Annotated in this window: 24 protein-coding genes; 7 read left to right on the top strand and 17 right to left on the bottom strand. The window is 67.3% G+C overall.

Annotation, left to right across the window (positions count from 1 at the left end):
• Positions 1-798 (bottom strand): ABC transporter permease, encoded by a 798-nt coding sequence (locus tag ORG17_RS06335; RefSeq protein WP_214527638.1) that lies wholly within the window; start codon positions 796-798, stop codon positions 1-3.
• Complete coding sequence (locus ORG17_RS06340; RefSeq protein ID WP_250892511.1) at positions 795-1,634, bottom strand: ABC transporter ATP-binding protein; 840 nt, start codon at positions 1,632-1,634, stop codon at positions 795-797. Before ORG17_RS06340 ends, ORG17_RS06335 begins: the two co-directional genes overlap by 4 nt.
• A gap of 246 nt (positions 1,635-1,880) precedes the next feature.
• On the opposite strand from ORG17_RS06340, the gene ORG17_RS06345 reads away from it, so the two are divergent.
• Both ORG17_RS06345 and ORG17_RS06350 read left to right on the top strand, forming a co-directional pair.
• On the top strand, positions 1,881-2,435 hold the full coding sequence (locus ORG17_RS06345) for a hypothetical protein (protein ID WP_214527636.1): 555 nt from the start codon (positions 1,881-1,883) through the stop codon (positions 2,433-2,435).
• A 59-nt stretch (positions 2,436-2,494) separates the two neighbouring features.
• Entirely contained in the window at positions 2,495-3,427 is a 933-nt protein-coding gene (locus ORG17_RS06350) for an NADP-dependent oxidoreductase (RefSeq protein ID WP_214527635.1), read from the top strand.
• An 81-nt stretch (positions 3,428-3,508) separates the two neighbouring features.
• On the opposite strand, the gene ORG17_RS06355 is transcribed toward ORG17_RS06350, so the two are convergent.
• Positions 3,509-4,030 (bottom strand): hypothetical protein, encoded by a 522-nt coding sequence (locus ORG17_RS06355; protein WP_110862812.1) that lies wholly within the window; start codon positions 4,028-4,030, stop codon positions 3,509-3,511.
• A 135-nt stretch (positions 4,031-4,165) separates the two neighbouring features.
• On the opposite strand from ORG17_RS06355, the gene ORG17_RS06360 reads away from it, so the two are divergent.
• Entirely contained in the window at positions 4,166-4,672 is a 507-nt protein-coding gene (locus tag ORG17_RS06360; RefSeq protein ID WP_214527634.1) for a hypothetical protein, read from the top strand.
• A 6-nt stretch (positions 4,673-4,678) separates the two neighbouring features.
• On the opposite strand, the gene ORG17_RS06365 is transcribed toward ORG17_RS06360, so the two are convergent.
• Both ORG17_RS06365 and ORG17_RS06370 read right to left on the bottom strand, forming a co-directional pair.
• Complete coding sequence (locus tag ORG17_RS06365; RefSeq protein ID WP_214527633.1) at positions 4,679-5,326, bottom strand: nuclease-related domain-containing protein; 648 nt, start codon at positions 5,324-5,326, stop codon at positions 4,679-4,681.
• Complete coding sequence (locus ORG17_RS06370) at positions 5,323-6,267, bottom strand: hypothetical protein (RefSeq protein ID WP_250892510.1); 945 nt, start codon at positions 6,265-6,267, stop codon at positions 5,323-5,325. Before ORG17_RS06370 ends, ORG17_RS06365 begins: the two co-directional genes overlap by 4 nt.
• A gap of 506 nt (positions 6,268-6,773) precedes the next feature.
• On the opposite strand from ORG17_RS06370, the gene ORG17_RS06375 reads away from it, so the two are divergent.
• Together ORG17_RS06375 and ORG17_RS06380 are read left to right on the top strand one after the other, a co-directional pair.
• Entirely contained in the window at positions 6,774-6,956 is a 183-nt protein-coding gene (locus ORG17_RS06375; RefSeq protein WP_214527631.1) for a hypothetical protein, read from the top strand.
• Positions 6,957-6,978: 22 nt separating this feature from the next.
• Entirely contained in the window at positions 6,979-8,160 is a 1,182-nt protein-coding gene (locus ORG17_RS06380) for an McrC family protein (RefSeq protein WP_214527630.1), read from the top strand.
• A 9-nt stretch (positions 8,161-8,169) separates the two neighbouring features.
• Here ORG17_RS06380 and ORG17_RS06385 read toward each other — a convergent pair whose 3' ends face one another.
• From ORG17_RS06385 to ORG17_RS06400, 4 genes are all read right to left on the bottom strand, one after another.
• Positions 8,170-11,385, bottom strand: coding sequence for a type ISP restriction/modification enzyme (locus ORG17_RS06385; RefSeq protein WP_250892519.1), 3,216 nt, complete (start codon positions 11,383-11,385; stop codon positions 8,170-8,172).
• The gene (locus ORG17_RS06390; RefSeq protein WP_250892509.1) at positions 11,382-12,959 is read right to left on the bottom strand and encodes a restriction endonuclease; all 1,578 of its coding nucleotides are present in this window, start codon (positions 12,957-12,959) and stop codon (positions 11,382-11,384) included. The genes ORG17_RS06385 and ORG17_RS06390 overlap by 4 nt, the downstream gene beginning before the upstream one ends.
• A 58-nt stretch (positions 12,960-13,017) precedes the next feature.
• Complete coding sequence (locus ORG17_RS06395; RefSeq protein WP_243650019.1) at positions 13,018-14,052, bottom strand: 5'-nucleotidase; 1,035 nt, start codon at positions 14,050-14,052, stop codon at positions 13,018-13,020.
• Positions 14,053-14,233: 181 nt separating this feature from the next.
• Positions 14,234-14,386 carry a hypothetical protein gene (locus tag ORG17_RS06400; RefSeq protein WP_214527629.1) on the bottom strand — a complete coding sequence of 51 codons (153 nt, stop codon included), beginning with the start codon at positions 14,384-14,386 and terminating at the stop codon, positions 14,234-14,236.
• Positions 14,387-14,561: 175 nt separating this feature from the next.
• Between ORG17_RS06400 and ORG17_RS06405 the strand changes: the two genes are divergently transcribed.
• Positions 14,562-15,500, top strand: coding sequence for a hypothetical protein (locus ORG17_RS06405; protein ID WP_214527628.1), 939 nt, complete (start codon positions 14,562-14,564; stop codon positions 15,498-15,500).
• Here ORG17_RS06405 and vsr read toward each other — a convergent pair.
• The 8 genes from vsr to ORG17_RS06445 form a co-directional block, all read right to left on the bottom strand.
• Entirely contained in the window at positions 15,490-16,344 is an 855-nt protein-coding gene (gene vsr / locus ORG17_RS06410; RefSeq protein WP_250892508.1) for a DNA mismatch endonuclease Vsr, read from the bottom strand. The genes ORG17_RS06405 and vsr overlap by 11 nt on opposite strands.
• Positions 16,345-16,438: 94 nt before the next feature.
• A complete protein-coding gene (locus ORG17_RS06415; RefSeq protein WP_214527627.1) occupies positions 16,439-17,950 on the bottom strand; it encodes a PTS transporter subunit EIIC in 1,512 nt (503 codons plus the stop codon).
• A 43-nt stretch (positions 17,951-17,993) separates the two neighbouring features.
• A complete protein-coding gene (gene murQ, locus ORG17_RS06420; protein ID WP_214527626.1) occupies positions 17,994-18,917 on the bottom strand; it encodes an N-acetylmuramic acid 6-phosphate etherase in 924 nt (307 codons plus the stop codon).
• Between the two features lie 8 nt (positions 18,918-18,925).
• Entirely contained in the window at positions 18,926-19,813 is an 888-nt protein-coding gene (locus tag ORG17_RS06425) for a MurR/RpiR family transcriptional regulator (protein WP_214527625.1), read from the bottom strand.
• A gap of 100 nt (positions 19,814-19,913) precedes the next feature.
• A complete protein-coding gene (locus ORG17_RS06430) occupies positions 19,914-20,501 on the bottom strand; it encodes a hypothetical protein (RefSeq protein WP_214527624.1) in 588 nt (195 codons plus the stop codon).
• A 239-nt stretch (positions 20,502-20,740) separates the two neighbouring features.
• Positions 20,741-21,220, bottom strand: coding sequence for a DUF4395 domain-containing protein (locus ORG17_RS06435; RefSeq protein WP_214527623.1), 480 nt, complete (start codon positions 21,218-21,220; stop codon positions 20,741-20,743).
• Positions 21,217-21,732: a thioredoxin family protein gene (locus ORG17_RS06440; protein WP_214527622.1), complete on the bottom strand. Its 516-nt coding sequence runs from the start codon at positions 21,730-21,732 to the stop codon at positions 21,217-21,219. The genes ORG17_RS06435 and ORG17_RS06440 overlap by 4 nt, the downstream gene beginning before the upstream one ends.
• 91 nt (positions 21,733-21,823) lie before the next feature.
• Positions 21,824-22,576, bottom strand: a complete 753-nt coding sequence (locus tag ORG17_RS06445; RefSeq protein WP_214527621.1) for a hypothetical protein — start codon at positions 22,574-22,576, stop codon at positions 21,824-21,826.
• A gap of 91 nt (positions 22,577-22,667) precedes the next feature.
• On the opposite strand from ORG17_RS06445, the gene ORG17_RS06450 reads away from it, so the two are divergent.
• A complete protein-coding gene (locus tag ORG17_RS06450) occupies positions 22,668-22,886 on the top strand; it encodes a DUF1653 domain-containing protein (RefSeq protein ID WP_301565250.1) in 219 nt (72 codons plus the stop codon).
• The last annotated feature ends 63 nt before the right edge of the window (positions 22,887-22,949 follow it).

The following is a 22,949-nucleotide window of genomic DNA, read 5'->3' on the forward strand; positions in this document are numbered from 1 at the left end:
TCAGGCGTCCTTGCGGTTCCACCGGAACGTCAGCAGGCAGGTCACCGTGCCCAGGACCAGCCACGCTGCCAACACGAGGGCTCCGAGGGCGAGGTGCCACGCGCCTCCCGGCTCACCCGACTCGAACGCACCGGGCAGGAAGACGGACCGCATGCCGGACGCCATCCAGCGCAGGGGGAAGACGGAGGCGACGTCCTGCAACCAGGTGGGGAGCTGCGTGAAGGGCAGGTCGACGCCAGAGATGAACTGCAGCACCAGGACGATCGGGACGATGGTGGCGGTGGCGCGCCGGCCCTCGCGGGGGAGCGCCGAGACCGCGATGCCGAGGACGCAGCTGGTGGCGATGCCGAGGACCATCACCCCGGCGAAGACACCCCAGTTGCTCGCGTCGGTCGGCAGGTCGACGCCGAACACCAGGCTCGCGATCGCCAGCAGCAGGGCCGTCTGCACGAGCGTGGTGACGAGGACCATGCCGATCTTGCCGACGAAGTACGACAGGACGGGCAGCGGTGTGCCGCCGAGGCGCTTCAACGTGCCGTCGCTGCGCTCGCCGGCGATGTCGACGCCGAGCGACTGCGTGCCGGAGAGCAGGATGCCCGTCGCCACCAGGCCGGGCAGGTAGTAGGTGGCGTAGTCGACGCTGACGTCGGGGCCGGCCTGGATGTCGGCGGCACCGGAGAACGCCACCGAGAACAGCGCCAGCATGATGATCGGGAACAGGAACGTGAAGAAGACCGCGTCGGGGGCGCGGAAGTAGGTGCGGATCTCGTACGAGATGCGGCTCGTCGCTGTCTTCACTTCTGGCCCACCATGTCGAGGTAGACGTCCTCGAGGGACGGACGGATGACTTCGAGGTCGTGCATGGGCGAGGTGCTGCTGCGGATCAGCGCCGTCGGGTCGGTCGTGCGCTCGTCGTGGTGTCCGCCGTCGTCGTCACGCCAGCGGACCCGGGGCGTGCGGGCCTCGGCGCCGCCGATCTCGTCGATGGGTGCGAGGTCGAGGAGCTTCCCGTCGGCGATGACCGCGGCCCGGTCGGCGAGCTGGGCGGCTTCGTCGAGGTAGTGCGTGGTGAGCAGGATCGTCGTGCCCTCGTGCTGCACCCGGCGCAGGAGATCCCAGAACTGCCGGCGGGCCTCCGGGTCGAAGCCCGTGGTCGGTTCGTCGAGGAACAGGACCTCCGGGCGGCCGATGATGCCGAGGGCGACATCGACGCGGCGGCGCTGGCCACCCGACAAGCGGCTGATGCGGGTGTTGCGCTGCGTCTCGAGCCCCGTCGCGGTCAGGAGCTCCTCGACGCTGCGGTGCTTCGGGTAGAGCGTCGCGAAGTGGTTCAGCTGCTCGGCGACGGTGACGTTCGGGGACTCCGCGCTGGTCTGCAGGACGATGCCGATGCGTGCGTTGTGGCTGCGGCTCGTCCGTGCCGGGTCGTGACCGAGGACGCGGACCTCTCCGGCGGTGCGGGAGCGGTACCCCTCGAGGATCTCGACCGTCGTGGACTTGCCGGCACCGTTGGGGCCGAGGAGCGCGAAGGTCTCGCCCCGTTCGATCGTGAAGGAGACGTCGTCCACGGCGCGTTTGCCGGTGGCGTACTGCTTGCCGAGGTGCTGGACCTCGATGGCGGGGGACTCGGGCATGGGTCCAGCTTCGCCGCCGGGGCGCCGTGGGGGATCGACCGGGGCGGTGGTGTCGGCATCGTCCGATCGGGGGATGGTGCGATGTGAGCGCTTTGTCTTGACCTTGGCCATCTCGTGTCTGCAGCTGTATCGAAACTGGCCAAGGCGTCGACGGCCACGGCTGACTTCGTTGCAGGAACCAGCAGATGCCGATCGCTCCGCTTCACCGGATCTCATTCGCATCGCAGTTGCATGCATAATCGAGGTGTGCCGTACCCCATGTGGACTTACTTCCCCCGGAACGCCAGACCCGAGGAATGGGCGCTCGGACTTGTCGAGAGCGTCGAGCGAAACCGCTCGACGCTCGATACGACCGAGGTATCGAGCGAGAGCGTCACCAAATTGACGAGTGACGCCGTTCTCGAGGTCTTGCGTCCTGCGATGGAGGAGCTCGGCTTCAAGGTCGAGTCGGGGAAATCCCGAGGTCAACGGATTGAGCGACCCGTGCTCTTCGGAGACAACGGTCGACCCGAAGTGAAGTACGAGATTGACGCGTTTCACGATGAGCTCGGTATCGCGGTCGAAGTCGAGGCGGGGCGAGGTGCCATGAGCAACGCTGCTTACCGCGACATCATCAGGACCTCTCTGCTTCTCGATGCAAACTACTTCGTCCTGATGATGCCGATCGAGTACCGGTACCAGTCCAGCGGCCGCGTCCTGATGACTGAGGCGTTTGCGAAGACCAGAGATCAGTTGTCCGCGATCTACGCATCCCGCCGCCTGCGCCTTCCATTCGCCGCGGTCTTGCTCATCGGCTACTGAATCGTCCGGCCCCTGGTCGCGTCAGGTTGCGTCAAGCAACGTGCGCGTAGACCGGGAGGATGCAGGTCGTCGGAGTCGAACAGTTCGGAGGGCCCGAGGCCCTCGCCGTCCACGAGGTGCCGGAGCCGCACGCCGGTGCGGGATCCGTGCGGATCCGGGTGCAGGCGTTCGCCGTGAACCCGACCGACACGGGGGTGCGTGCCGGGCAGCGGGACAGCTCGCAGGCCTCGCCGCCGTACGTGCCGGGGATGGACGCCGCCGGCGTCATCGACGAGGTCGGGCCCGATGTCACCGGATGGCAGGTCGGCGACGAGGTCATGGCGATGGCGCTGCCGCTCAGCGCCCACGGTGGCGCCTACGTGCAGGAGCTCGTCGCGCCGGTGGGGTCGTTCACTCGGATTCCTCGTGGGACATCGATCGAGGCCGCGGCGACCGTGCCCATGAACGGGCTGACGGCGTTGCAGATCCTGTCGCACGCCTCGCTCGCACCGGGGCAGACGCTCGCCGTGACCGGGGCCGCTGGGCTGCTCGGGAACTACGTGGTGCAGCTGGCGAAGGCCGCCGGGCTGACGGTGATCGCGGATGCTGCTCCGGCGGACGAAGCACTCGTCCGGTCGCTCGGGCCGGACCACGTGGTGCCGCGAGGAGCTTCCTTCGCCTCCGCTGTCCGTGCGCTCGTGCCGGACGGGGCCGATGCGCTCGCCGATGCTGCCGTGCAGCGCGACGAGGTCGTGGACGCCGTTCGCGACGGGGCAGTCTTCTTCGACGTGCGGGGGTGGCAGGGCAACGGGGCTCGGGGGATCGAGTTCGTGCAGATCATGGTGTTCTCGGAGTACCGGTCGTTCGACAAGCTCGAGCAGCTGCGGCACGCGGTGGAGAGTGGGACGTTGACGCCGCGGGTCGCCGAGGTGCTGCCGGCTGCGCGGGCTGTGGAGGCGCATGAGCGGTTGGAGGCTGGGGGGACGCGGGGGCGGTTCGTGCTCAGCTGGTAGGTGCGGGTCAGGACGCTCCGGATGTCGGGCCCAGAGCGAGTCCGCGGCCTTCAACTCCGGCAGCGACCGCCAAGAGCGCGCTCACACGGGACGCACGCCGCGTCCGGCTTCGTACTCCCACCGCTTGCCGAGCGCGTCCGTGAAGGACATCGAAACGAGGGTCCACTTCTCGGCGACGGTGAACGGCCGCATACCGTGATCGCTGCGGACGAGTTCGGAGCAGCTCGAGAGGAGCGCCCAAGCCCGCGCCTTGTGGGGCCGGTCCTTCGGGTGGATCCACTCCGAGTACGACTCGCCGGGCGGGCAGACCTTCGCGCTGAACTCGACCTCTTCGGATCCGTTCATGACCGCCTTCGCCCGGACGTTGTGGATCGCGGCGTCCGAGGCGTTCCGGACGACGAGCACGTTGTTCCAATGCGTACGGTCCTCAGGGTCCTGGTTGGAGAACACGAACGACACCCATGCGCTGACGCGAGCTGCCTCGCGCTCGTCGCGATCGGCGCGAGCCGTCCGATCGGCGCGCCGCGCGAGGACGAGACTGTAGACCGAGATGGCGAGTGTGATGGCGACGCCGAACCATGCGGCGAGAGCTTCGTTGCTCATGGAGATCCCCCTTGTGATCTGGTGGTGCAGAGGAGCGTACCGAAGTATTACCGTTGAGTACCACCGACAGGCCAGTCGAGAGGTATCTTGCCCCTCGCCGCCGGTGCTGGATCAGTAGTGAGGACGGTGCCCTTCATGGCTTCTCGGACGACTCATCGAAGCGAGGTCGTGTACCGGAGCCCAGTGGACCCTGGAGTCGCCGTCGGGACGCTGCTGATCTTCGCGCCGATCGGCGTGATGGCCCTCGCCGGGGCCGCGGTGAAGGGGGTCGACAGCGCATCGCTGATAGTCCTCGCCGTGGTGCTCGTGTCCCTTATTTCGGTGATGGTGCTCGCTTCGCGCGCTGCGGTGTTCGTGCGGTGTTGGCCGCAGTTGGTGACGGTCGGCGTCGCGCCGTTCTGGAGGTCACGACTGCTCCGTTGCGACATCGTCGATGTTGCGGTCGTCCAGGTCGATGCGTACGCAGACTACGGCGGGTGGGGCATCAAGGGCTCGGCTCGAAGCTCTCGTGGCCGGCTGTACTCGGTGGGTGGGACCGACACTGTGCAGATCGTGATGCGGGACGGGCGGAGGTACTTCGTCGCGTTCAAGGACCCCGCGACGCCTGATCGCGTTTGCGCTGCGCTTCAGAGCAGCAGCTGAGAAAGGTCAGGCCGGCGTGAATCGTCGCTCGAGCAGTTGAGCCGTCGCTTCGACAGGAGTCGAACCGGCTGACTTGCGAAGGAGCGCTTCGAGCTTTCGCGGCCACAGCACGTGGATGCCATCCACAGTGAAGCTCCCGCCGAAGAGCGGCCAATCTGCGTCAACGAAACAGAGGGCGCCGAACACGGGTGCGCTGACCGTGGCACGGACGAGCTCCAACTGTCGCTGAACCCCTGCGACCAGGGTGGACTTCTTGCGCCCGCAGACAGTCAAGTGCTCGACGCGTGGCCGGAACAGCCCACCTTCCACTTGCAGCGACGGACGCCTGCCTTGGTACCGCTTCGAGTCGATCACCCACACCCCAGCTGGGGTGACAACGAGGTGGTCGATGTTCGCGCGCGATCTGGGCACGCGGCGATCGTGGAGGACGCGCGTCGATTCGGACGCCAAGCGATCGAGACGAGCTCCCACGGTTTCCTCCCCAACCGCTCCGGATCTCCAGGCCGCGGTGCTCTGGCGCTCATCGCTGAGGGCGACCGCGACGTTCCCGAGACGACCCCACCGATCTCTCAAGGCTGCTTCGTCCCTCGCCTTGCGTCGCTCGTGCTCGCGCCGCGCTGACGCTCCTGCACCCGCGGTCGGTGAGCCGCTCACTCCTTGTTCTTCCTCTTGAACAGTCCGGCGACGCGACCGCCGACTGCATCGGCAGCCCCGACGACGGAACCGCCGAGGTTCTTCACCGAAGTCAGCGCCTGCGGTTCGTCAGGGACTCCGTCGCCGTCGAGGTCGACACTGCGGAACGCCTTGGAGATGCTTCCCGCCGCGTTGGCCACACCACCGCCGACAGCTCCGGCGGCGTCGCTGACCCAGGTACCGGTGGACTTCGCTGCCTCTTCCAGCGCTGCGAAGGCCCGACTTTCACTCTCGCCATCCGTGCCATCTGACTTCAGCGGCGCAGTGAGGTGATCAGGAAAGGACTCCGGTGCCTCCGGGAACGCCGTCCTCGAGGACTTGACGACGTCCCGTCCGAACACGAACCGCGCGACGCCTCCGGTGACGGCTCCGACGCCGTACTCGATCGTGGCTCGCTGCTTGCCGGTCAGGTTCTCGCGGACCGGATCGAGTTCGCCCGTCTGGATCGTTCGGATCAGGCTCTGCGCAGCACCGCCGGGGAGCGCATCGGAAAGCGTGCTCGCCCAGTGGGACCAGTCCTCTCGCCCCGACGCGATCCGTTGGCCGGTGGTGACCACGCTGTCCGATGAGATCGACGCCACGTCGCTCGCCATGGCGGCGATCTGCTGTTGTGCGACGCGTTCATTCGTGAGCCCGTACACGAGAGCTTGTGCCTGGTCCTTGTCGAGATCCATACCGTGGATGTCCGCGACTGCGAGCCCGAAGACCGCGGTGATCTCGAACTGCAACTGCTGGTCGCCAGCAGGCAGGAGCTTCGCGACCGCACCCTGGGCGCCAGTCTTTGCGGCACTCTTCGCGAGGTTCTTCGCGGCGAGCTTCGCGGCCTCCTTACCGGTCCGCTTCGCAGCCTGGGCACCGATGCTCTTCGCGCCGGCGGCAGCGGGACCGACACCGGGGATCATCGCGATCGCGATGTCCGCAGCGATCGACCCGACTGAGATCGCTGCACCGGCAGTCGTGATCGACGTCGTGTAGTGCCGTTCGAGCAGCTGGATCACTTCTGCAGGCGTGGCCTCGGGATTGCGGCTCCGCACCCACTTCACGTACTTGCGCGCGATCGCGCGGCGACCGCTGACAGCCCGCGCGATGTCGACTGCTGCCTCGTCCGCGGGTACTTCCGCTTCGAGGGTGACTTCCGCAGTGGAGTTGTCAGTCATGGTCCTGCTTTCGCGCGCTCACGAGCCGCGGACGCAGGGGTCTCGTACTGAGGTACCCCCGTGAGCCTGCCTGCTCTACCTCCTCCGAATCGTAGGGGCCGGTTGCGGCGCAGACAGCAGCCCAGAACGAGGGGTGCGGGTTCACGCACGGTCGTGCGGAATACGTCGTCCAGGACGATCGCGCCGACCTGCTGACGCGACTCAATGCGCAGATCGAGGACCACAATGCGAAGGTCGGGCCGTCGTTCCTGATGCGCGATCTCGCCGGAACCGGTCTGCACGACGTGTGGCGGTACGAGATCCTGCCGCTCCTGGCGGAGCACCACTACGGCGAAGGTGTCGACCTGGAGGCGCGGTACGGCCTGGCAACGCTGCGTCGTCGGGCGACGCGCGACGCTGCGGACGGGGCCGAAGGTGCTTCCGTCGACGATTGAGCTTCGGGAAGCAGACCAGCCGGTGGTGCACCGGCTGCCGCGCGCGGTGGCGGTTGGTCTTGCGTCAGCGAACATCGCAACGGTCGCGCCGACGCTCGGCGCTGACGAGTACCGCGTGAGTGGTGTCCGGAAAGTCGGCGTCGTGCGGATCGCCGGGCACACGGTGTGGCTGAAGCCGAAGACGCCGGTGCGGCGGCTGTTCGCGATGCTGGGGTGCGCCCGTGCCGGCAGTGCGGTCTGGACCGAGGACGACTTCCGGTTCGAGGAAGACGATGACCTCGTGCCGGCGTTGGCGCACGCGTTCGTGCGGCAGGCCTCGCGGGCGTTGACCGGAGGACCGCTTCGCGGGTACGTCACGCGCGAGGATGCGCTGCCGCTCGTGCGTGGTCGGTGGCGGATCGGAGACCAGCTGACACGGCGGGGCGGGCAGCCGCTGCCGGTCGAGGTGTCGTTCGACGACTACGTCGAGGACATCGCCGAGAACCAGGTACTGCTGACCGCAGCGACGCGGTTGTTGCGACTGCCGGGTGTGCCGGCCGATGTGCTCGGGGCGCTGCGGCGGATCGTGCGGGTGCTCGATGGAGCGTCGGTGATCCCTGTCGGGGCGCCGGTGCCGGTCGTCCGGCCGAATCGACGGAACGCGCGGTACGCGTCGGCGCTGGCCCTGGCATCGCTAGTGTTGTCTGCGTCGTCGGTCGAACAGCGCGCCGGGTCAGTCGTCGCGTCGGGATTCCTCGTCGACATGTGGTCGGTTTTCGAGGACTTCGTCTCGGCTGCTCTGCGCGAGGCGTTCAAGCCGTACGGAGGAGTGCTCGTGTCGCAGTACCAGTCGACGCTCGACGTGGAGGGGACGGTGAAGATCGCGCCGGACCTCGTGTGGCTCGTCGACGGGGAGGTGCGGGCGTGCATCGACGTGAAGTACAAGGTCGAGAAGCACGGGCAGTACCCGAACGCTGATCTGTACCGGATGGCGGCGTACTGCCGGAGGTTCGGGTTGGGGGAGGGGTGGCTCATGTACGCCGGAACGGGCAGCGAATACTCCTCCGCGGAGTTGACGAACGGTCCGACAGTCACGCGCAGTCCGGTCGATTTTAATCGAATCGGAGTCGAGTCCCGACTTGGCTTCTTTCAATTGAGTGCTCGCGTTGCAGGCGGGTTCCGTGCGAGCGGCCACGGCCGACATCGTGAACGATGTCGGCCGTGACTCGGTCCACTACAGGTCCGGTCCGCTGCGGTAGTCCAGAGCGGGAAGCGCCGCGACGATGCGAACCGTTTCGACGCTGACCGTCACGATGCGTTGGACCAGCTCGACGATGTAAGCCGAGTTGCCATGTTCAGCTCCCCAGTCGTTGGGATCGTTGACGATGCCGGACGCTTTGTCGGTCTTGACCTGGTACCGCTCGAGGATCCAGTCGAGTGCCGATCGAGAGCCGAGCTTGTAGTCATGCGCCTCCGCCGGGATGCCGGTGATCGTCAGGCCCGGCGCGACGGTGATCTGCGTCCGGTCGAGGTTGCCTGGTTTGCCGCCGTACTTCATCTTCGTCACCCTGAGGTCAGCAGGCACCGGGCTGCTGAACGTCATCGGATACAGCGGCGCGGCCTCGTACCCGATGTGCAGCTCGGACAGCGCCCGTCCGGCATCTGCAAATGTACGGAAGTCGGCGGGATCGGTGAGCTCCGGGATGCGCGGGAGCATCTTTTTCAGGTCGGCGTCAAAATCGCGCCGGTAGTCCTCGGAGTGCAGCAGTCCGTAGACGGCGAAGAATACGTCGTCGGCTGTCACCCCCGCGCCGTACAGCTTTTGATACCGGGCGAGGGCGGTGTCGGTGATGTTGTCGCGCCGCTGTGGTCCGTCGAACATTGCGAACGTGCCTCCCTGCGGCTCGACATCGTACACGTACCGTGGGAAGAACTGACCGCCTTCTGACCCCCAGAAGTTGAGATCTGGGACGAACGAGGTCGCGAGCACGGCAAACGGCTTCAGGGCTCCAGCTCCTGTCATGTAAAAGCCGTAGTTCTGCTCGTCATTCGGGAAGAACTTGGGTTGTTGACCACGTTCGTGGTTCATGAGAGGAGCGAAGTAGACGCGTTGCTTGTTGAAGGGCCGGTACATGCCGACAGCCGTCGCGTCACTGGAGTACGCGAGCCGTTGGTTCTTCTTGAAGGCGTTGCGGAGGCTGCGTGCCCAGCTGATGCGTTCCGGGTTGGTGTCAATGAAGCCCTCGATGGGTTGTGGGCTGCCGGCTGTTGCCCAGCGGTCGAATTCGGCGTTGTACGCGTCGATCATGCGCGAGACATTGCCGCGGAGGGCTGGCTCGGACGAGTTGTAGACCCATGCGTCGCGGCCAGTTTCGAGGCCACGTGAGAACGCTCGGAAGATCGCGGACTCGGGGGTCTTGCGGTCTCCGATAGCGGTGAAGGTCTCGAAGGCGTCGTTGCGTTGGTTGATCCAGTCGCCGTGCTCGTTCGGGGTGATCTGCTGCCATGGCACGCCGTAGGAGTCGCGGTACTGGTCGAGGAGGCCGAGCTTGTCGTCTCGGGTGAGGTAGTCCCCGATGTCCCGATAGTGGATGGTGCCGGACGACGGTCGGTCCGGATTCTTCACCAGGAGCGAGATGACGATCGTGGCGCGGCTTCCAGGGCCGAAGGTCTGGCCGCCCTCTCTGAGTGCTTGGTCGCCGGAGGTGCGGGTGTTGCCGCGGAGGTTGAGGATGTAAAGCTCGGTGTATTCGTCTTGGAGGGCGAGGCGGAGGCCGGCGGCGGTGTTGCCGTCGAGGAAGCCGCCGTTGGTGACGTAGGCGACGATGCCGTGGTCCTTGATTCGGTCGGAGGCCCACCGTATGGCTCGGATGTAGGAGTCGTAGAGGCTGTTCTTGTTCTGCCCTGTCGATCGTGCTGCGTAGGTGTTGGCGATGCGCTTGTCGAGGTAGGGGTACTTGAGGTTCTGGTTATTGTCGTTGGCGGAGTCTTGCCCGGATGAGTAGGGCGGGTTGCCGACGACGACGCGGATGTCGAGGGCGTTCTGTTGCTTGACGCGTTCGTTGTTGTCGCCGAACACGCCTTGATCGTCGTAGGTGTCGTCGTCCTCGGCGGTCTGGAATGTGTCGGTGAGGACCACGCCGGGGAACGGCACGTATTCACCGTCCTGGAGGCCGTTGTAGGTGGCTTCGATGTTCACGGCGGCGACGTAGTACGCGAGCAGCACGATCTCGTTCGCGTGGAGCTCGTGCCGGTACTTGTGTGCCAGGTCGGCCGGGGTGATGAGGCCGGATTGAAGGAGGCGGACGATGAAGGTGCCGGTGCCGGTGAACGGGTCGAGGACGTGGACGCCGTGGTCGGTGAGGCCGGCGCCGAAGTGTTCGCGGGAGAGTCGGTCGGCGCTTCGGAGGATGAAGTCGACGATCTCGTTGGGTGTGTAGACGATGCCGAGCCGTTCGGACGTTCCCCGGAAGGCGCCCGTGAAGAACTTCTCGTACAGCCGCTTGATGATCGTCTGCCGGCCGGCGGCGTCGGTGATTCCGGCGACGGTGCGTTGCACGCCGGCGTAGAAGCCGGCGAGGTCGCTGGTTTCGGTGGTGAGGTTCTGCTCCTCCAGGGCATCGACCATGCGTTGCATGACTTGCGAGACCGGGTTGTGGTCGCTGAAGGCGTGGCCGGCGAAGAGGGCGTCGAAGACGGGCTTGGTGATGAGGTGCTGGGAGAGCATCTCGATCGCCTGCGGCTCGGTGACGCCAGGGTTGAGGTTGTCCTGCAGCCCCTTGACGAAACGGGTGAATTCGGTGCGGAGACTTTCGTTGGAGCCGTCGACGAGGCTGGTTATCCGCGCGATCTGCCGGCCAGCGATGTCGGCGACGTCTTTGGCCCAGTTTTCCCAGTAGTCCCGTTCGCCGACCTTGTCGACGATGCGGGCGTAAATGGCGTTCTGCCAGTCCGCGCCGAGGACGCTCATGTCGAGCGGGATCTGCGACGTCTCCGGTGTCGCCGTGCCCGGTGCGGGCTCGGGGAGGTCGGCGTCGGTGTAGTTGGTCGCGATGACGGGACCGGTGTCAGTGCGGCCGTTTAGATCGATTTGTTCGATCTTCGCTTCGAAGCGTTCGTCGTGCGCACGGAGTGCGCGGAGGACGTCCCAGACGACCTTGAACTTGGTGTTGTCGTTGAGCGCTTGCTCGGGTGACTGTCCCGCTGGTACTGCGATAGGGAGGACGATGTAGCCGTAGTCCTTACCAGGGGCTTTGCGCATGACGCGGCCGACGGACTGGACGACGTCGACGGGGCTGTCGCGAGAGTTGAGGAAGATGACCGCGTCCAAGCTGGGCACGTCGACGCCTTCGGAGAGACAGCGTGCGTTGGTGAGGATGCGGCAGACGTTCTCACCTGCCGTGTCGGCTTTCAACCAGTCGAGCTTCTGGTTGCGTTCGAGGATGTTCATCCCGCCGTCAACGTGGTCCGCTTCGAGGCGGAACGTCTGCTCGTCGCCGTCGGCGTTCCGGTCGATGCGGGCTCCGGCGAGGCTGTCCGCGCGGACGCCGTCGACGCCGTCGTAGCCGTTGAGGTATCCGCGGACGGTTTTCGAGTCGGCGATGGAGCGGGAGAACGCGACCGCCCGGCGGAGCGGCTTGTGCGCGTTCGGGGCGGTGGTGTCGATGCCCTGCACGCCCCGCTTGGCGAGGCCGTTGTAGATCCCACGATGCGGGCAGCGTCGGGGATGTTCAGTTCCCCGTCGGCGGCGAACGTTTCCTGGAATGCGGATCCGATGGAGTCCTCGTCGATGGTGAGGACCAGCACCCTGTAGTCGGTGAGGAGGTCCCGTTCGACGGCTTCCCCGAACCCGAGCCGGTGGAACACGGGGCCGAACACGGCTTCGTCGTCCATCGAGTACAGCGCAGCCGCGTTTTCATCCGCCTGGCTGCGGGCGGATTCGGCGTAGATCTTCGGCGTCGCGGTCATGTAGAGCCGCGCCTGCGTCTGGATCGACTCGTCCGAGTGCACGCGGAGAAACGCCGATTCTTCCGCGCCTTGCCGGATGAATCCAGCGGTGCGGTGTGCCTCGTCGCAGATCACGAGGTCGAAGTCGGCGAGACCCTCTGCTTGGGCTTTCGCGATCACGTCAATTGATTGGTACGTCGAGAAGAAGACGGTCAATCCGTCGGGCGCTGTACTCTTTGCGACCTCTGTGAGGAGCTGTTTGGTGTTGGTTGTTGCCGGGTATGCAAGGTCAGCAACGGTGAAGTCCTCCGACACACGCCCGACCTTGCTGTCGGAGCAGACCGCAAAGGCGCGAAGCGGCATGGCGCGTTCTTGGGACCATTCCCGCAAGGTCTGCGACAACAAAGCGATTGAGGGAACGAGGAACAAGACGTTCCCTCCGCGCCCGGCGACATCCTCCGCAATCCGGAGGCTTGTGAAAGTCTTGCCTGTTCCGCAGGCCATGATCAGCTTGCCCCGCGCCGACTCGGCAAACCCGGCCCGCACGGCGTTCAGTGCCTCCACCTGATGCTGGCGGAGCATCTTCTGTTGCGGAGCTGCTAACGAATCGGGGTGGTCGAAGGAGTACTCGGACCAGTCGATACCGGAGTGTTCAAACTCTTCAATCGGGATCTGCGCGGTGGGCAGCTGCTGATCGACGAGCGCTTCGAGCGCGTTCTTCCCGAGCGGGGCGGTGGCTACGATCAGGCGGGAAGAGAACGCCGCCTTTCCCGACGCGGTGAAGAACGAGTCGAGGTCGCCCTTCTGAACCGTGTTGCCCGCGTCGTGGAACTTGCACTGGATCGCGCACAACCCGCCACCATGACGCTCCCGTGCAACGAGATCGATGCCGGTGTCGGTCTTCCCGTTTCGGTCAGGCCAGTCTTGCCAGAGCCACACCTCGTCGAAGCGCGCCGTCCACTTCGGGTCGGTTGTCAGGTACGCACGAGTCAACCGTTCGAAGAGGCGGCCCTTGGTGCGCTTGTCCGGAGCGATGGTCGCGTAGACGTCGAGCAGATCGTGGATGGACATCGCCATGATGCGGTTCCCCTTGAGGTGCGGCTGGCACGGAGGCCAGGTCGGAGCGAGATCGAGACTAGCTGGCGAGATCGTCTGGCTGGTCCTGCGGCTCGCGGTTCACCGGCTCTTCCGTGTCAGCCGCGACGTTGGGTGGCGTCCCCTTCGCCGCGTTGACGATCCCGAAAGGGACGTGAACACTCGGTACTTCGTTGGCCGCCCCGCGCAGGTGATCCACTTGGTCGTCGAAGAAGATGTGCGGACGGAGGACTCGCAGGATGCGCGCCTTCTCGACACCGCCGAGGAAGAACGCATCGTTCACCCGGAGGCCCCAACCCTGCAGAGTCCGAACGACTCGTTCGTGTGCCGGCGCATTCCTCGCGGTCACGATCGCGACGTGAACGCGACGGTTGTAGGTCGGATCGGTCCCAACCAAATCCTCTTCGATGTCCTGGATGCGATTGATCCCGCGCAAGAACCGTGCCATCAACCCCTCCGGCATCGCTTCGTCGGTGTGAGAGGCCTCGTTCTCATGGAAGGCCGCGAGATCGGAGGCTTGCATGATGCGCTCGGAGGAGTCGTCCGTCAGCACACCGTCGAAGTCGAACGCGATGCGTAAGTCAGTGCCGGTCGGATCCTCTGCCGGCGTGCCGACAACGCGACCGGCAGGCAGGCCGCGGTCGATCGCAGCTCGGACGTCGTCGTCATTGGCGGAGAGGAACAACGACATGTTGAGCGCCTCCATGTATTCGTGCGACGACCGGCCCTGCATGAAGATCGCCCGCGAGATTGCGAGGTCGTGCGCTTCGAGTGACCGCATCACTCGTAGTCCCGTCTCCGGGTCGTTCCGGGAGAGGATGATCACTTCGACCAACTGCCCACCGTCCGGGCGCAGGTCGTTGAGAGACAGCAAGCGGCGGATGAACGGGAATGCGACGCCCGGGAGAAGTGTGTCGTCGAGGTGCTCTTCCTGGTGCTTCCGGTACTCGTCCTCCCCGTACTCGCGGAAGATCTTGTCCGAATCGGACAGGTCGAACAGTGCGCTCGAGGCGACACCGACGACCAACATGTCGTCTAGAGCGAAAGGCATCTCTGTTCCTTGTTTGGTGCTCATGTTGAGCGAGTCGAGGTGTGTTGTGAGGAAGGAGAATCAGCGGCAGCACTAGATGTGCCGAAGTTGTCATCGTCAGTAAGCGTGCGTCGCCACCCAGAGCCCGTCGCGCGCCCGTGTCATACCCACGGACGACTGCCGCCGCTCGAGTTCCCGGCGCTCCCGCTCGGCCTCGCTCATCAACTCATGGGTGTTGAGCGGTCTCGGCCTCGGTGCCCTCGGTGGTCTCGTAGCGTCCCGCCTGCTGTTCAGCTTCGTCCGCCTGCCGCCGGTGTTCGTCGGCGCGGCTGCGGAGTCGTCGAGCTTCTGCCCCTGCAGAGGTTCCGGCGATGGTCATGGTGGTGCTCCCCGAGGAGTGTCCTGATCACACCGGCGTCCCCCTCGAACCCTCCGGTACTGCAACATCCTCTCTCGTGAGCAACTGTCAAGGGAGCTCCCCGTTCTGGGGGCTGCTCAGCGTTCGAGCAGCTCGTCGGTCGTCGCCTAGCGTTTCCATAACGAGGGGAATGGAAATGGTCTGGGACATCCCGATCGGCACGAGCATTGGACGGCGCGAGCTGCACAGCCGTCTCGGCGGTGGCAGCTGGCAGGACGGCATCACGCGTGTCGTGAAGACGAACGAGATGCTCGTCTTCACGAACGACGGCGGCGGGGAACATGGCTACGGCGTGCACGAGGGCCTCCGCGGTGACGGCCTGTTCCGCTACAGCGGGCAAGGACAGAACGGCGACCAGACGCTGACCGGCAACAACAAGGCGCTGGCGGATTCCGAGGCAATCGGTCGCCCCATCCGCGTGTTCCGGGGTCAGGGGACCGTGACCTACGTCGGGAGCTTCGCGCTCGCTGATCCTCCCTACAACTGGGAGCGCTTCCCCGGGACCGGCTCGTCTCCTGAGCGGGACGGACTGGTGTTCAACCTCGTTGCCGTCGACGCGGACACGTCGCTCTTGCCTGCCCTCGTCGACGAGGCCGGCGACCCTTCCGGCCGCGCGTCAGCGATCGGTGCCTCTTCAGCCACGTCCGCCTGGCAACCGCTCGACTTCAGCGAGTACCAGGTGCGGCGGGTCGACGAAGGCGAGTCGATGCGATCCGTCTCCCGTCGTGAGTTCGAGCTGCAGACCCGCTTCGGCGAATGGCTCCTCGCTCGGGGTGAGGACGTGCAGGTGCTGCGTCTCACGGACGACGGTGTGACGATCGTGCCCGATCTCTACGTCCCGACGATCGGCCAGGTCGTCGAGGCGAAGAAGTCGACCGCGCGGGCGTACGTCCGAACCGCGATCGGGCAGGCGCTCGACTACGCGGCGGTCGCGAGACGTCACGGTCTGGCGGTGACCCCGGCGGTCCTCCTGCCTTCCGAGCCCCAACCCTCGATGTTGGAGCTGTGCACCTCGATCAGGATCACCGTGTGGTGGCCGATCTCGAGCGGTGACTTCCGGGAGGTCAGGCCGTAGCCGCGGCGCTGCTCAGAATCTTCACTGTGGGCAGATCTGGCTTGGCCCAACCGAGCGAGCCGAGTTCGACGGGGAGCACCCAGCGCAACTCGTCGTGGTCCGTGCTCGACGTCGGTCCGTCCACGGTCCAGGCGACTCGGTAGGTGGCGAGGTCGATGTCGACGTTGCCAACACGCGTGATGGAGCGGTCGATCGGTTCGCCAACGACGACGTCCAGACCGAGCTCTTCGCGGAGCTCGCGTCGCAGGGCTTCCGCAGCGGGCTCTCCTGGCTCGACCTTCCCTCCGGGAAACTCCCATTGGCCCGCCGCTGGTCGACCAGGTGCCCTTCGACATGTGAGTACGCGACCGTCAGGCCGAGTGAGTACGCCGGCGACGACCTCGATCATGCGTTCCATCCTGCCTGAGAAGCTCGGCGCGGTACGAGCGATTGCACTCCATTGATCCAGGGCGTGCTCGACGGAGGCGGCTGCATCCTCGGGACGTTCGTGCTCCCAGAACCGGAACACCCGCCAGCCTTCCGACACCAAGATCGCGTGGTTCTGTGCGTCCCGCTGACGATTGGCGAGCAACTTCCGACGCCACAGCTCGGCGTTCGCCTTCGGCAACTGGGCGTGCTCCTCGCAGAAGTGCCAGAAGCACCCGTCGACGAAGACAGCGATCCGTGCACGTGGGAACACGAGGTCGGGTCGAACGCGGCACCGACTGCTCACTGGCCGGTCGACGAAGAACCGTCGTCCTCGGCGGTGCAGCTCACGACGCAGCGCGGGTTCAGGCGCGGTGTCTCGTCGACCGAAGCGAGCCATGTGCCGCCGACGAGCGTCGTCTGCTTCCCAGGTGTCCATGCACCGACCCTCGCCTGACGACCGTTCGTGTGAGGATCGGAGCGATGGTCTGTGAACCGATCGGCGGTGGATCGCGATGTGGAGGAACGGGCGATCAGCGCAAGTCGGCCGCGGTCGCTCCGACCGGCGTGACCGACACGTCCAGCGGCGCATCCGGAGCGACGGGGTCGCCGGACGGCGCAGACGACTGCGCCTCGAGGTCAGCCCGCACCGACGCGGACACCCCGAACAACAACGTCGCCACGAACCCCACGACGTACGCCACGACGAGTCCCGACCCGTACCCGAGCAACGCCCACCCGTAGCCGGACGACCCGTTCAGCAGCGGGATGAGCGACAGGTCCGAGGCCCCGATTGCGATCGCCCCGACGGAGTGCCCGAGCTGGTCGAACAGCCCGACGACCCCGCTGCCGAAGGCCCCACCGATGCATGCGGTGATGAACGGCCGACCCAGGGGGAGCGTCACGCCGTAGATCAGGGGCTCGCCGACACCGAGGAACCCGGCCGGCAGCGCACCCCGAATGGTCCGCACGAGCGAGGCGTTCGACCGGAACCGCACCCACAGCGCGATGCACGCACCGATCTGCCCGGCGCCACCCATCGCCAGGACGGGCAGCAGCACGGTCCACCCGGTCTGGTCGATCAGGGTGGTGTGGATCGGGATGAGCCCCTGGTGCATCCCGGTCATGACGAGCGGCAGGAAGAGGCCTCCGAGCACGAAGCCGGCGAAGGCCCCACCGTTCGCGAGCAGCCAGGTCGCCGCGGTCCCGATCGCGACCGAGACGACACCGGCGACGGACATGAGCACGCCGAGGGTGATCGACCCGGCGACGAGCACGGTGACGGTCGGCACGACGATGAGCGCGATGACGTCCGGCGTGACCCGGCGCATGAAGCGCTCGACGTACGCGGCGAGGATGCCGCCGGCCAGAGCACCGAGCACACCGCCCTGTCCGGGAGCCAGGGTCTCGCCGAACACCGTGACGTTCGCGACGCCGGCCGCGACGATGATGCCGCCGACCGCGGCGCCGAGGATGGGCGTGCCGCCGAACTCCTTCGCGGCGTTCATCCCGACGAACACGGCGAGCAGTGACAGGAAACCGGACGAGAGCACACCGAGGAACGGCGTCACGCCGGGCACCCACCCCAGGTTCGTCAGGATGCCGTTGATCCCGGCGATGAGCCCGCAGGCGATCAGCGCGGGGATGAGCGGGATGAAGATCGCGGAGATCTTCCGGATCGCGCGCATGGTGCGGCCGTCGGAACGGGACCGCGCGGTCGCCTTGATGGACGCTCCGCGAGCCGCGAGCTCCTCAGGCGACGCACCAGGCTCACCAACCGTCGCCGGCGGGGCGGCCGCGCGCAGGGCCTCCAGGCCGTCGGCCACGCGGTCGACGAGACCCGGGCCGAGCACGATCTGCAGGTTCGAGCCGGCCGCGATGGCGGCCATGACGCCGTCGGTGGCCTTGAGGTCCTCGAGCGCGACGGAGGAGTCGGACACGACCTCGATCCGCAGGCGGGTCATGCAGTTCTCGACGTCGGCGATGTTCGCGGAACCGCCGACGGCGTCGAGGATCTGCTGGGCGAGTTGCTGGGCATCGGGCATGGCGTGCTCCTCGGGGGAAAGGAAACGAACGGGGAAACGGGGTCTACAGCACGGCGCGCAACGAGCCGGCAGCAGCATCGAGGCGCTCGCGGGCATCGGCAGCGGAGGCGCCGGTCAGGATCACGGCGATGGCGGTCTTCACCTCGCCGTCCGAGGCATCGAGCGCCGCCTGGACCTCGGCGGGGGGAGCGCCGGTGACGTCCTGCACGAGCGAGAACGCCCGCGCGACGAGCTTCGCGTTCGTCGCCCGCACGTCGACCATGCGGTTGCCGTACGTCTTGTGGCTGCGCACCATCGCGAGCGTGGTGAGCATGTTCAGGACGAGCTTCTGCGCGGTGCCCGCCTTCAGGCGGGTCGACCCGGCGATGAACTCGGGGCCGACGACGACGTCGATGGCGATGTCGGCCTCCCGCCCCGCGGCCGAGGCGGGGTTGCACGCGACGGAGACCGACAGGGCGGAGCGGCGCCGGGCCTCCAGGATGGCCGCGATGACGTAGGGCGTCCTGCCGGACGCACTGATCCCGACGACCACGTCGTCGGCCGTCAGGCCGAGCGCGTCGAGGTCGCGGACGGCGGCTGCTTCGTCGTCCTCCGCGCCCTCCACCGCGGTGGTCAGAGCGGGGTCGCCGCCGGCGATCACGCCGACCACCTGGCTCGGGTCTGTACCGAAGGTGGGCGGGCACTCGCTGGCGTCGAGGACGCCGAGCCGGCCCGGCGTGCCGGCGCCGACGTAGACGAGTCGGCCACCACGCGCGAAGGCTGCGGCGATCGAGTCTGCCGCCAGGGCGATGGCCGGGAGGCACGGCTCCAGTGCCGCAGGCACGCTGCGGTCGCCGGCGTTCATGCGCTGGGCAGCTTCCAGTGTGGAGATCGTGTCGATGTCGTCCAGCGAGTGGTCGGTCGCCTCGGTGGTGAGGGCGGCGAGTTCGTCGCGGAGGGCGTCGTGGGTTTCGTGCGTCTGGTTCATGGTGGTGCTCAGTTCCGGTGGTGGGTGCGGACGGCGTCGCGGCTGCGGGCGAGGAGTGGCTGGGAGCGCTCGTCGGTGCGCTGCGCGACGACGATGAACAGGGTGTCGACGATGGCGAGCTGGCTCATCCGGCTGCCCATGGCCGCGGGGCGCAGGGCACTCTCGGCACCGGCGACACCGAGCAGGACGTGGTCGGCGGTGGTGGCGAGCGGGGCGGAGGCGTGGCCGGTGATCGCGATGATCGTGGCGTGCTGGGCTCGGGCGGCGTGGGCGACCTCGAGGGTCTCGACGGTGGAGCCCGAGTGGCTGACGAGCACCAGGACGTCGCGCTCGTCGATCACGCTCGCCAGGGTCAGGGCGTTGTGCGGGTCGTCGGCGATGGAGCTCACGATGCCGATGCGTTCGAGCTTGAGGTGCAGGTCGCGGGCGACGATGCCGCTCGCTCCCACGCCGTACAGGACGACTCGGCGGGCGTCGCTCACGGCTGCTGCCGCTGCTTCGAGCGCGTGCGGGTCGAGTGCGGCGCGGGTGTCGGCCATCACCGCGCGGACGTCCTCGGTGACCTTCGCGATGACGGTGGCGACGTCGTCGTCGACCGCGACCCCGGCGTGGATCTCGGTGGACTCACGTTCGTGGATCCCGCGTTCGACGGCCCGGGTCATGCTGCGCTGCAGGGCGGCGAAGTTCGCGAAACCCAGGTGCTGGGCGAATCGGGAGACGGTGGCGGGGGACACCCCGGCGCGGCTGGCGAGGTCGGCGGCGTTCGTGGAGGCCGCGGCTGCCGGGTCGTCGAGGACGGCGTCGGCGATGGCGCGCATGCTCGACGGCATGCTCGCCGACTGGGTGCGGACGAGGGCGAAGGCGTCGGCGCGTTCGGACCGCTCGGTGATCGTCATCCCGCCATGAAAGCGTCTTTCGTTAGCGAGCGCCAGTGCTGAAAGTAAATTGCGTGTTACGTGGTGTGGGTGGTGCGGGTGGTGCGGGCGGTCGTGCTCGTCAGGCCTGCGGGGTCGGGGATGCCACGACGGTCGACGCCTGCAGGTATCGTCGCGGTCGACGTACCGCTCGCAGCAGGATCGGCGTCATCATCAGTGCGGTGATGAGCAGTGCCGCGCAGAGGAACCGGGCGAACGCCGAGCCGAAGACGTCGTCGTCCGCGAGCCTCGGGAACTGGATGCCGGCGATGCCGATGTAGAGCAGCAGGAACTGGGCGAGGGCGAGCGGCTGGTAGGTGGAGAGCAGTCGTGCGTGCTCGCGTGCTCGGAGGGCGAGGTCGGACTCGCGCGGTTGGATCGGACTGCCGGTCTTGATCGCTTGCGTCACCATGCGCTTGCCGGCAGGGGAGAGTCCCGCCGTCGTGGCCTGCATCGCGGTCGACATCCCGATCGTCGTTGCGAGGATCGAGAAGGTGCCGGCCAGGCCACCGACGGACGCGCCGAAGCCGACGACGGTGAGGACTGCGACGGCGCCCGACTCGGTCGTCGCCAGCTGCCAGCCGATGACGGCGCCCACGACGGCTCCGATCAGCGCGAGTAAGGTCGTCCGTCGCCAGGCGCGCCGTGCTGTCAGTTCGAGTTCCCCCATGCCCCCACCCTACGAGCGGATCGCCCGACGGTGATGCCGGCCCAGACGGCAGGGCGATCGTGAACGACTTGTCGTGGGGAAGCCTTCGCCGCCACAAGACCAAAGTCACCTCGAACCGTGGAATCGCGCGGCGCGAGGAGATTTTGGTTGTTCGCAGGGCGGTGGGCGCGACCGAATTCGCGGCGCGGGCGGCGCGGGCGGCGGGGCGGAGGCGAGGCGGGCCTCCAGGCTGGACGCCGTCAGGCGACGCCGCGTCGCGGACGGAAGACGCCCGCCCGGACCAGCCACACGTAGAGCAGGCAGCCGATGCAGACGTCGAAGACGGCGTTGAGGAACGCGGCGACCAGGGCGACCGCGGCTCCGATCGGGGCGGCGTACGGCACGCCGAGCAGTGCGAGGAGCAGGGCGACCGCGGTCACGAACAGGCCGACCTGCTGAGCGAAGGTCGGGGGTTCCGGGGCCTCGAGTTCGGCGGGCGGGGCAAGGCGTGGGCGGACGACCCGTCGGAAGAGTGCGCCGTAGGGGTGGCGGCGGATGCCGGCTATGCCTCCGACGGCGAACAGCACGACGATGACCGCGAGCAGCACGATGCCGGCGACCCACGTCTCGGGGATCAGCGTGAGGACGATCGTCGCGGCGAGGAGCCCCGTGGTGATGGCGGCGCCGAAGCGGGGGGAGCGCGGGTCGACGCCGCGTTCGGTGTCGGTGGTGGTGGTCATCGGGACTCCTGGGTGCCGGTGGTGCCTGAGGTGCCTGTGCTGCGTGTGGTGCCTGTGCTGCGTGTGGTGTCCGTGCTGCCTGCGGTCAGGACGGCGTCGAGGGCTGCGGCGAGCTCGGGTGGGCGGGGTAGGCCTCCGAAGCGGGTGTGGACCGCGCGGTCGGCGTCGAGCAGCAGGACCGTCGGCGTCTGCATCACGTCGAAGCGGCGAGCAAGTTCGGGGTGCTCGGCGAGGTCGATCTCGATGCGTCGAACGCCCTCGTGTTGGTCTGCGACAGAGGCGAGCTGACGCCGGGTGGCCGGGCACCGCGCACAAGTCGGCGTGGAGAACTGGACGAACGTGGCGGCGGTGCCGTAATCGGTGTCGAGCGCGAGGCCGTCTCCGTTCTGCCTCGTCGACGCGGCGCTGCCCGCCGACCGGGCTCGACCGGTCCGGTGGCGGAGCAGGAGACCGAGGACCGTCGCGAGCGCGAGGACCCCCACGAGCACGGCCACTGCGGTTCCGACGGTCACACGGCGACGGTACGCGCAACCGACGAACTGCTGTCGAACGTGACCGGATGTGACGCCGAGCTGTGCACGTCGCGCCGGGCTCGGCGGGGGCTCAGTCCTCGGGGAGCGTGCGGACCCACTGCTCGAACGCGGCGGCGTCGTCGTCGCTGAAGACGGCGGAAGGCCGCGACTCGTCCTTCGCCGAGTGCAGGAACAGCGTGCCGTCGGCCATCCCCGGCGTCGCGTCGTCGAGGATGGACGACTTCGCAGCGACGCCCTTCCTGGTGAGGAACGTCAGCTGTTCACCGTTCGCCGATTCTGCGATCGCCGCTTCACCGTCGAAGAACGAGGCGAGCTCCATCACCAGGAACGCGGTGGCCCCGTCCTGCGTGGTGAGGGCGACGGCCGGCTTCGTCCGACCCTTGCCGAAGGGGCGCACGACGGCCGTGGCCCTGACTCCCGAGCCGGTCCATGGTCGCACCTCGGTCAGGGGGAGCCTGGCGGCGACCCGCGCCGCGGGTCGTTTCGGCGGGAGGGCGGCCTGGAACAGCAACGTCCCGATCACGACCGCGAGGAACCAGGCGTACGGCGAGAACGTCTTCGTCGCGATGAGGACGAGGAAGCCACCGAGGAATCCCGCCGCGACCAGATTCGGCCACCACCTCGACTCCTGACGCAGGCCGAGCGGCCACACCACGGCGCCGTACACGAGTCCGACGACCGTGGGGACCCAGAAGGCCGAGGGGCGGATGACGCCGGCGTGGAAGTGCAGCCAGACGTCCACCCCCGCCATGACGACCGCCATGACGACGAAGAAGACACGCTGTGCGCGACGGTCCCGCTCGCGCGTGCTCAATGTGGTCATGTCGTTCCCCCGTGGTGCTCGTTCCCCATGCTGCTCAGTCAAGCAGAACGCGCGGTCATGGTCCCACCGCTCGGGCCGTACCCTCGGTCGGGTGACTGACGACGTGACCGCGGGCCGCTACCGGCACTTCAAGGGCAACGATTACGAGGTGCTGCTCGTCGCTCGTGACGTGGAAACCGAGGAGCCCGTGGTCGTGTACCAGGCGCTGTACGGCGAGCGGGGGCACTGGGTTCGCACGCTCGCCGACTTCACGGCACACGTGACACGTGACGGGTACGACGGGCCGCGGTTCGTACCCTTGGCCGACTGATCGCGGAGGCCGGACTGTTTGCCGGCCCGCTGAGAGCGCTCATGTCCGGCGGTTGGCGAGGGT

It is taken from the genome of Curtobacterium flaccumfaciens pv. betae (assembly GCF_026241855.1).
Taxonomy (GTDB): domain Bacteria; phylum Actinomycetota; class Actinomycetes; order Actinomycetales; family Microbacteriaceae; genus Curtobacterium; species Curtobacterium flaccumfaciens.

What these genes read in the sequence shown, in the direction of transcription:
- ORG17_RS06355 (WP_110862812.1), bottom strand. Translation starts at nt 4,030, where the DNA reads ATGAGCAACGAAGCTCTCGCCGCATGGTTCGGCGTCGCCATCACACTC.
- ORG17_RS06360 (WP_214527634.1), top strand. Translation starts at nt 4,166, where the DNA reads ATGGCTTCTCGGACGACTCATCGAAGCGAGGTCGTGTACCGGAGCCCA.
- ORG17_RS06400 (WP_214527629.1), bottom strand. Translation starts at nt 14,386, where the DNA reads ATGACCATCGCCGGAACCTCTGCAGGGGCAGAAGCTCGACGACTCCGC.
- ORG17_RS06395 (WP_243650019.1), bottom strand. Translation starts at nt 14,052, where the DNA reads ATGAGCACCAAACAAGGAACAGAGATGCCTTTCGCTCTAGACGACATG.
- ORG17_RS06415 (WP_214527627.1), bottom strand. Translation starts at nt 17,950, where the DNA reads ATGCCCGATGCCCAGCAACTCGCCCAGCAGATCCTCGACGCCGTCGGC.
- ORG17_RS06425 (WP_214527625.1), bottom strand. Translation starts at nt 19,813, where the DNA reads ATGACGATCACCGAGCGGTCCGAACGCGCCGACGCCTTCGCCCTCGTC.
- vsr (WP_250892508.1), bottom strand. Translation starts at nt 16,344, where the DNA reads ATGGACACCTGGGAAGCAGACGACGCTCGTCGGCGGCACATGGCTCGC.
- ORG17_RS06390 (WP_250892509.1), bottom strand. Translation starts at nt 12,959, where the DNA reads ATGGCGATGTCCATCCACGATCTGCTCGACGTCTACGCGACCATCGCT.
- ORG17_RS06445 (WP_214527621.1), bottom strand. Translation starts at nt 22,576, where the DNA reads ATGACCACATTGAGCACGCGCGAGCGGGACCGTCGCGCACAGCGTGTC.
- ORG17_RS06385 (WP_250892519.1), bottom strand. Translation starts at nt 11,385, where the DNA reads ATGAACATCCTCGAACGCAACCAGAAGCTCGACTGGTTGAAAGCCGAC.
- ORG17_RS06405 (WP_214527628.1), top strand. Translation starts at nt 14,562, where the DNA reads ATGGTCTGGGACATCCCGATCGGCACGAGCATTGGACGGCGCGAGCTG.
- ORG17_RS06350 (WP_214527635.1), top strand. Translation starts at nt 2,495, where the DNA reads ATGCAGGTCGTCGGAGTCGAACAGTTCGGAGGGCCCGAGGCCCTCGCC.
- murQ (WP_214527626.1), bottom strand. Translation starts at nt 18,917, where the DNA reads ATGAACCAGACGCACGAAACCCACGACGCCCTCCGCGACGAACTCGCC.
- ORG17_RS06340 (WP_250892511.1), bottom strand. Translation starts at nt 1,634, where the DNA reads ATGCCCGAGTCCCCCGCCATCGAGGTCCAGCACCTCGGCAAGCAGTAC.
- ORG17_RS06375 (WP_214527631.1), top strand. Translation starts at nt 6,774, where the DNA reads ATGCGCGATCTCGCCGGAACCGGTCTGCACGACGTGTGGCGGTACGAG.
- ORG17_RS06430 (WP_214527624.1), bottom strand. Translation starts at nt 20,501, where the DNA reads ATGGGGGAACTCGAACTGACAGCACGGCGCGCCTGGCGACGGACGACC.
- ORG17_RS06370 (WP_250892510.1), bottom strand. Translation starts at nt 6,267, where the DNA reads ATGATCCCCGGTGTCGGTCCCGCTGCCGCCGGCGCGAAGAGCATCGGT.
- ORG17_RS06435 (WP_214527623.1), bottom strand. Translation starts at nt 21,220, where the DNA reads ATGACCACCACCACCGACACCGAACGCGGCGTCGACCCGCGCTCCCCC.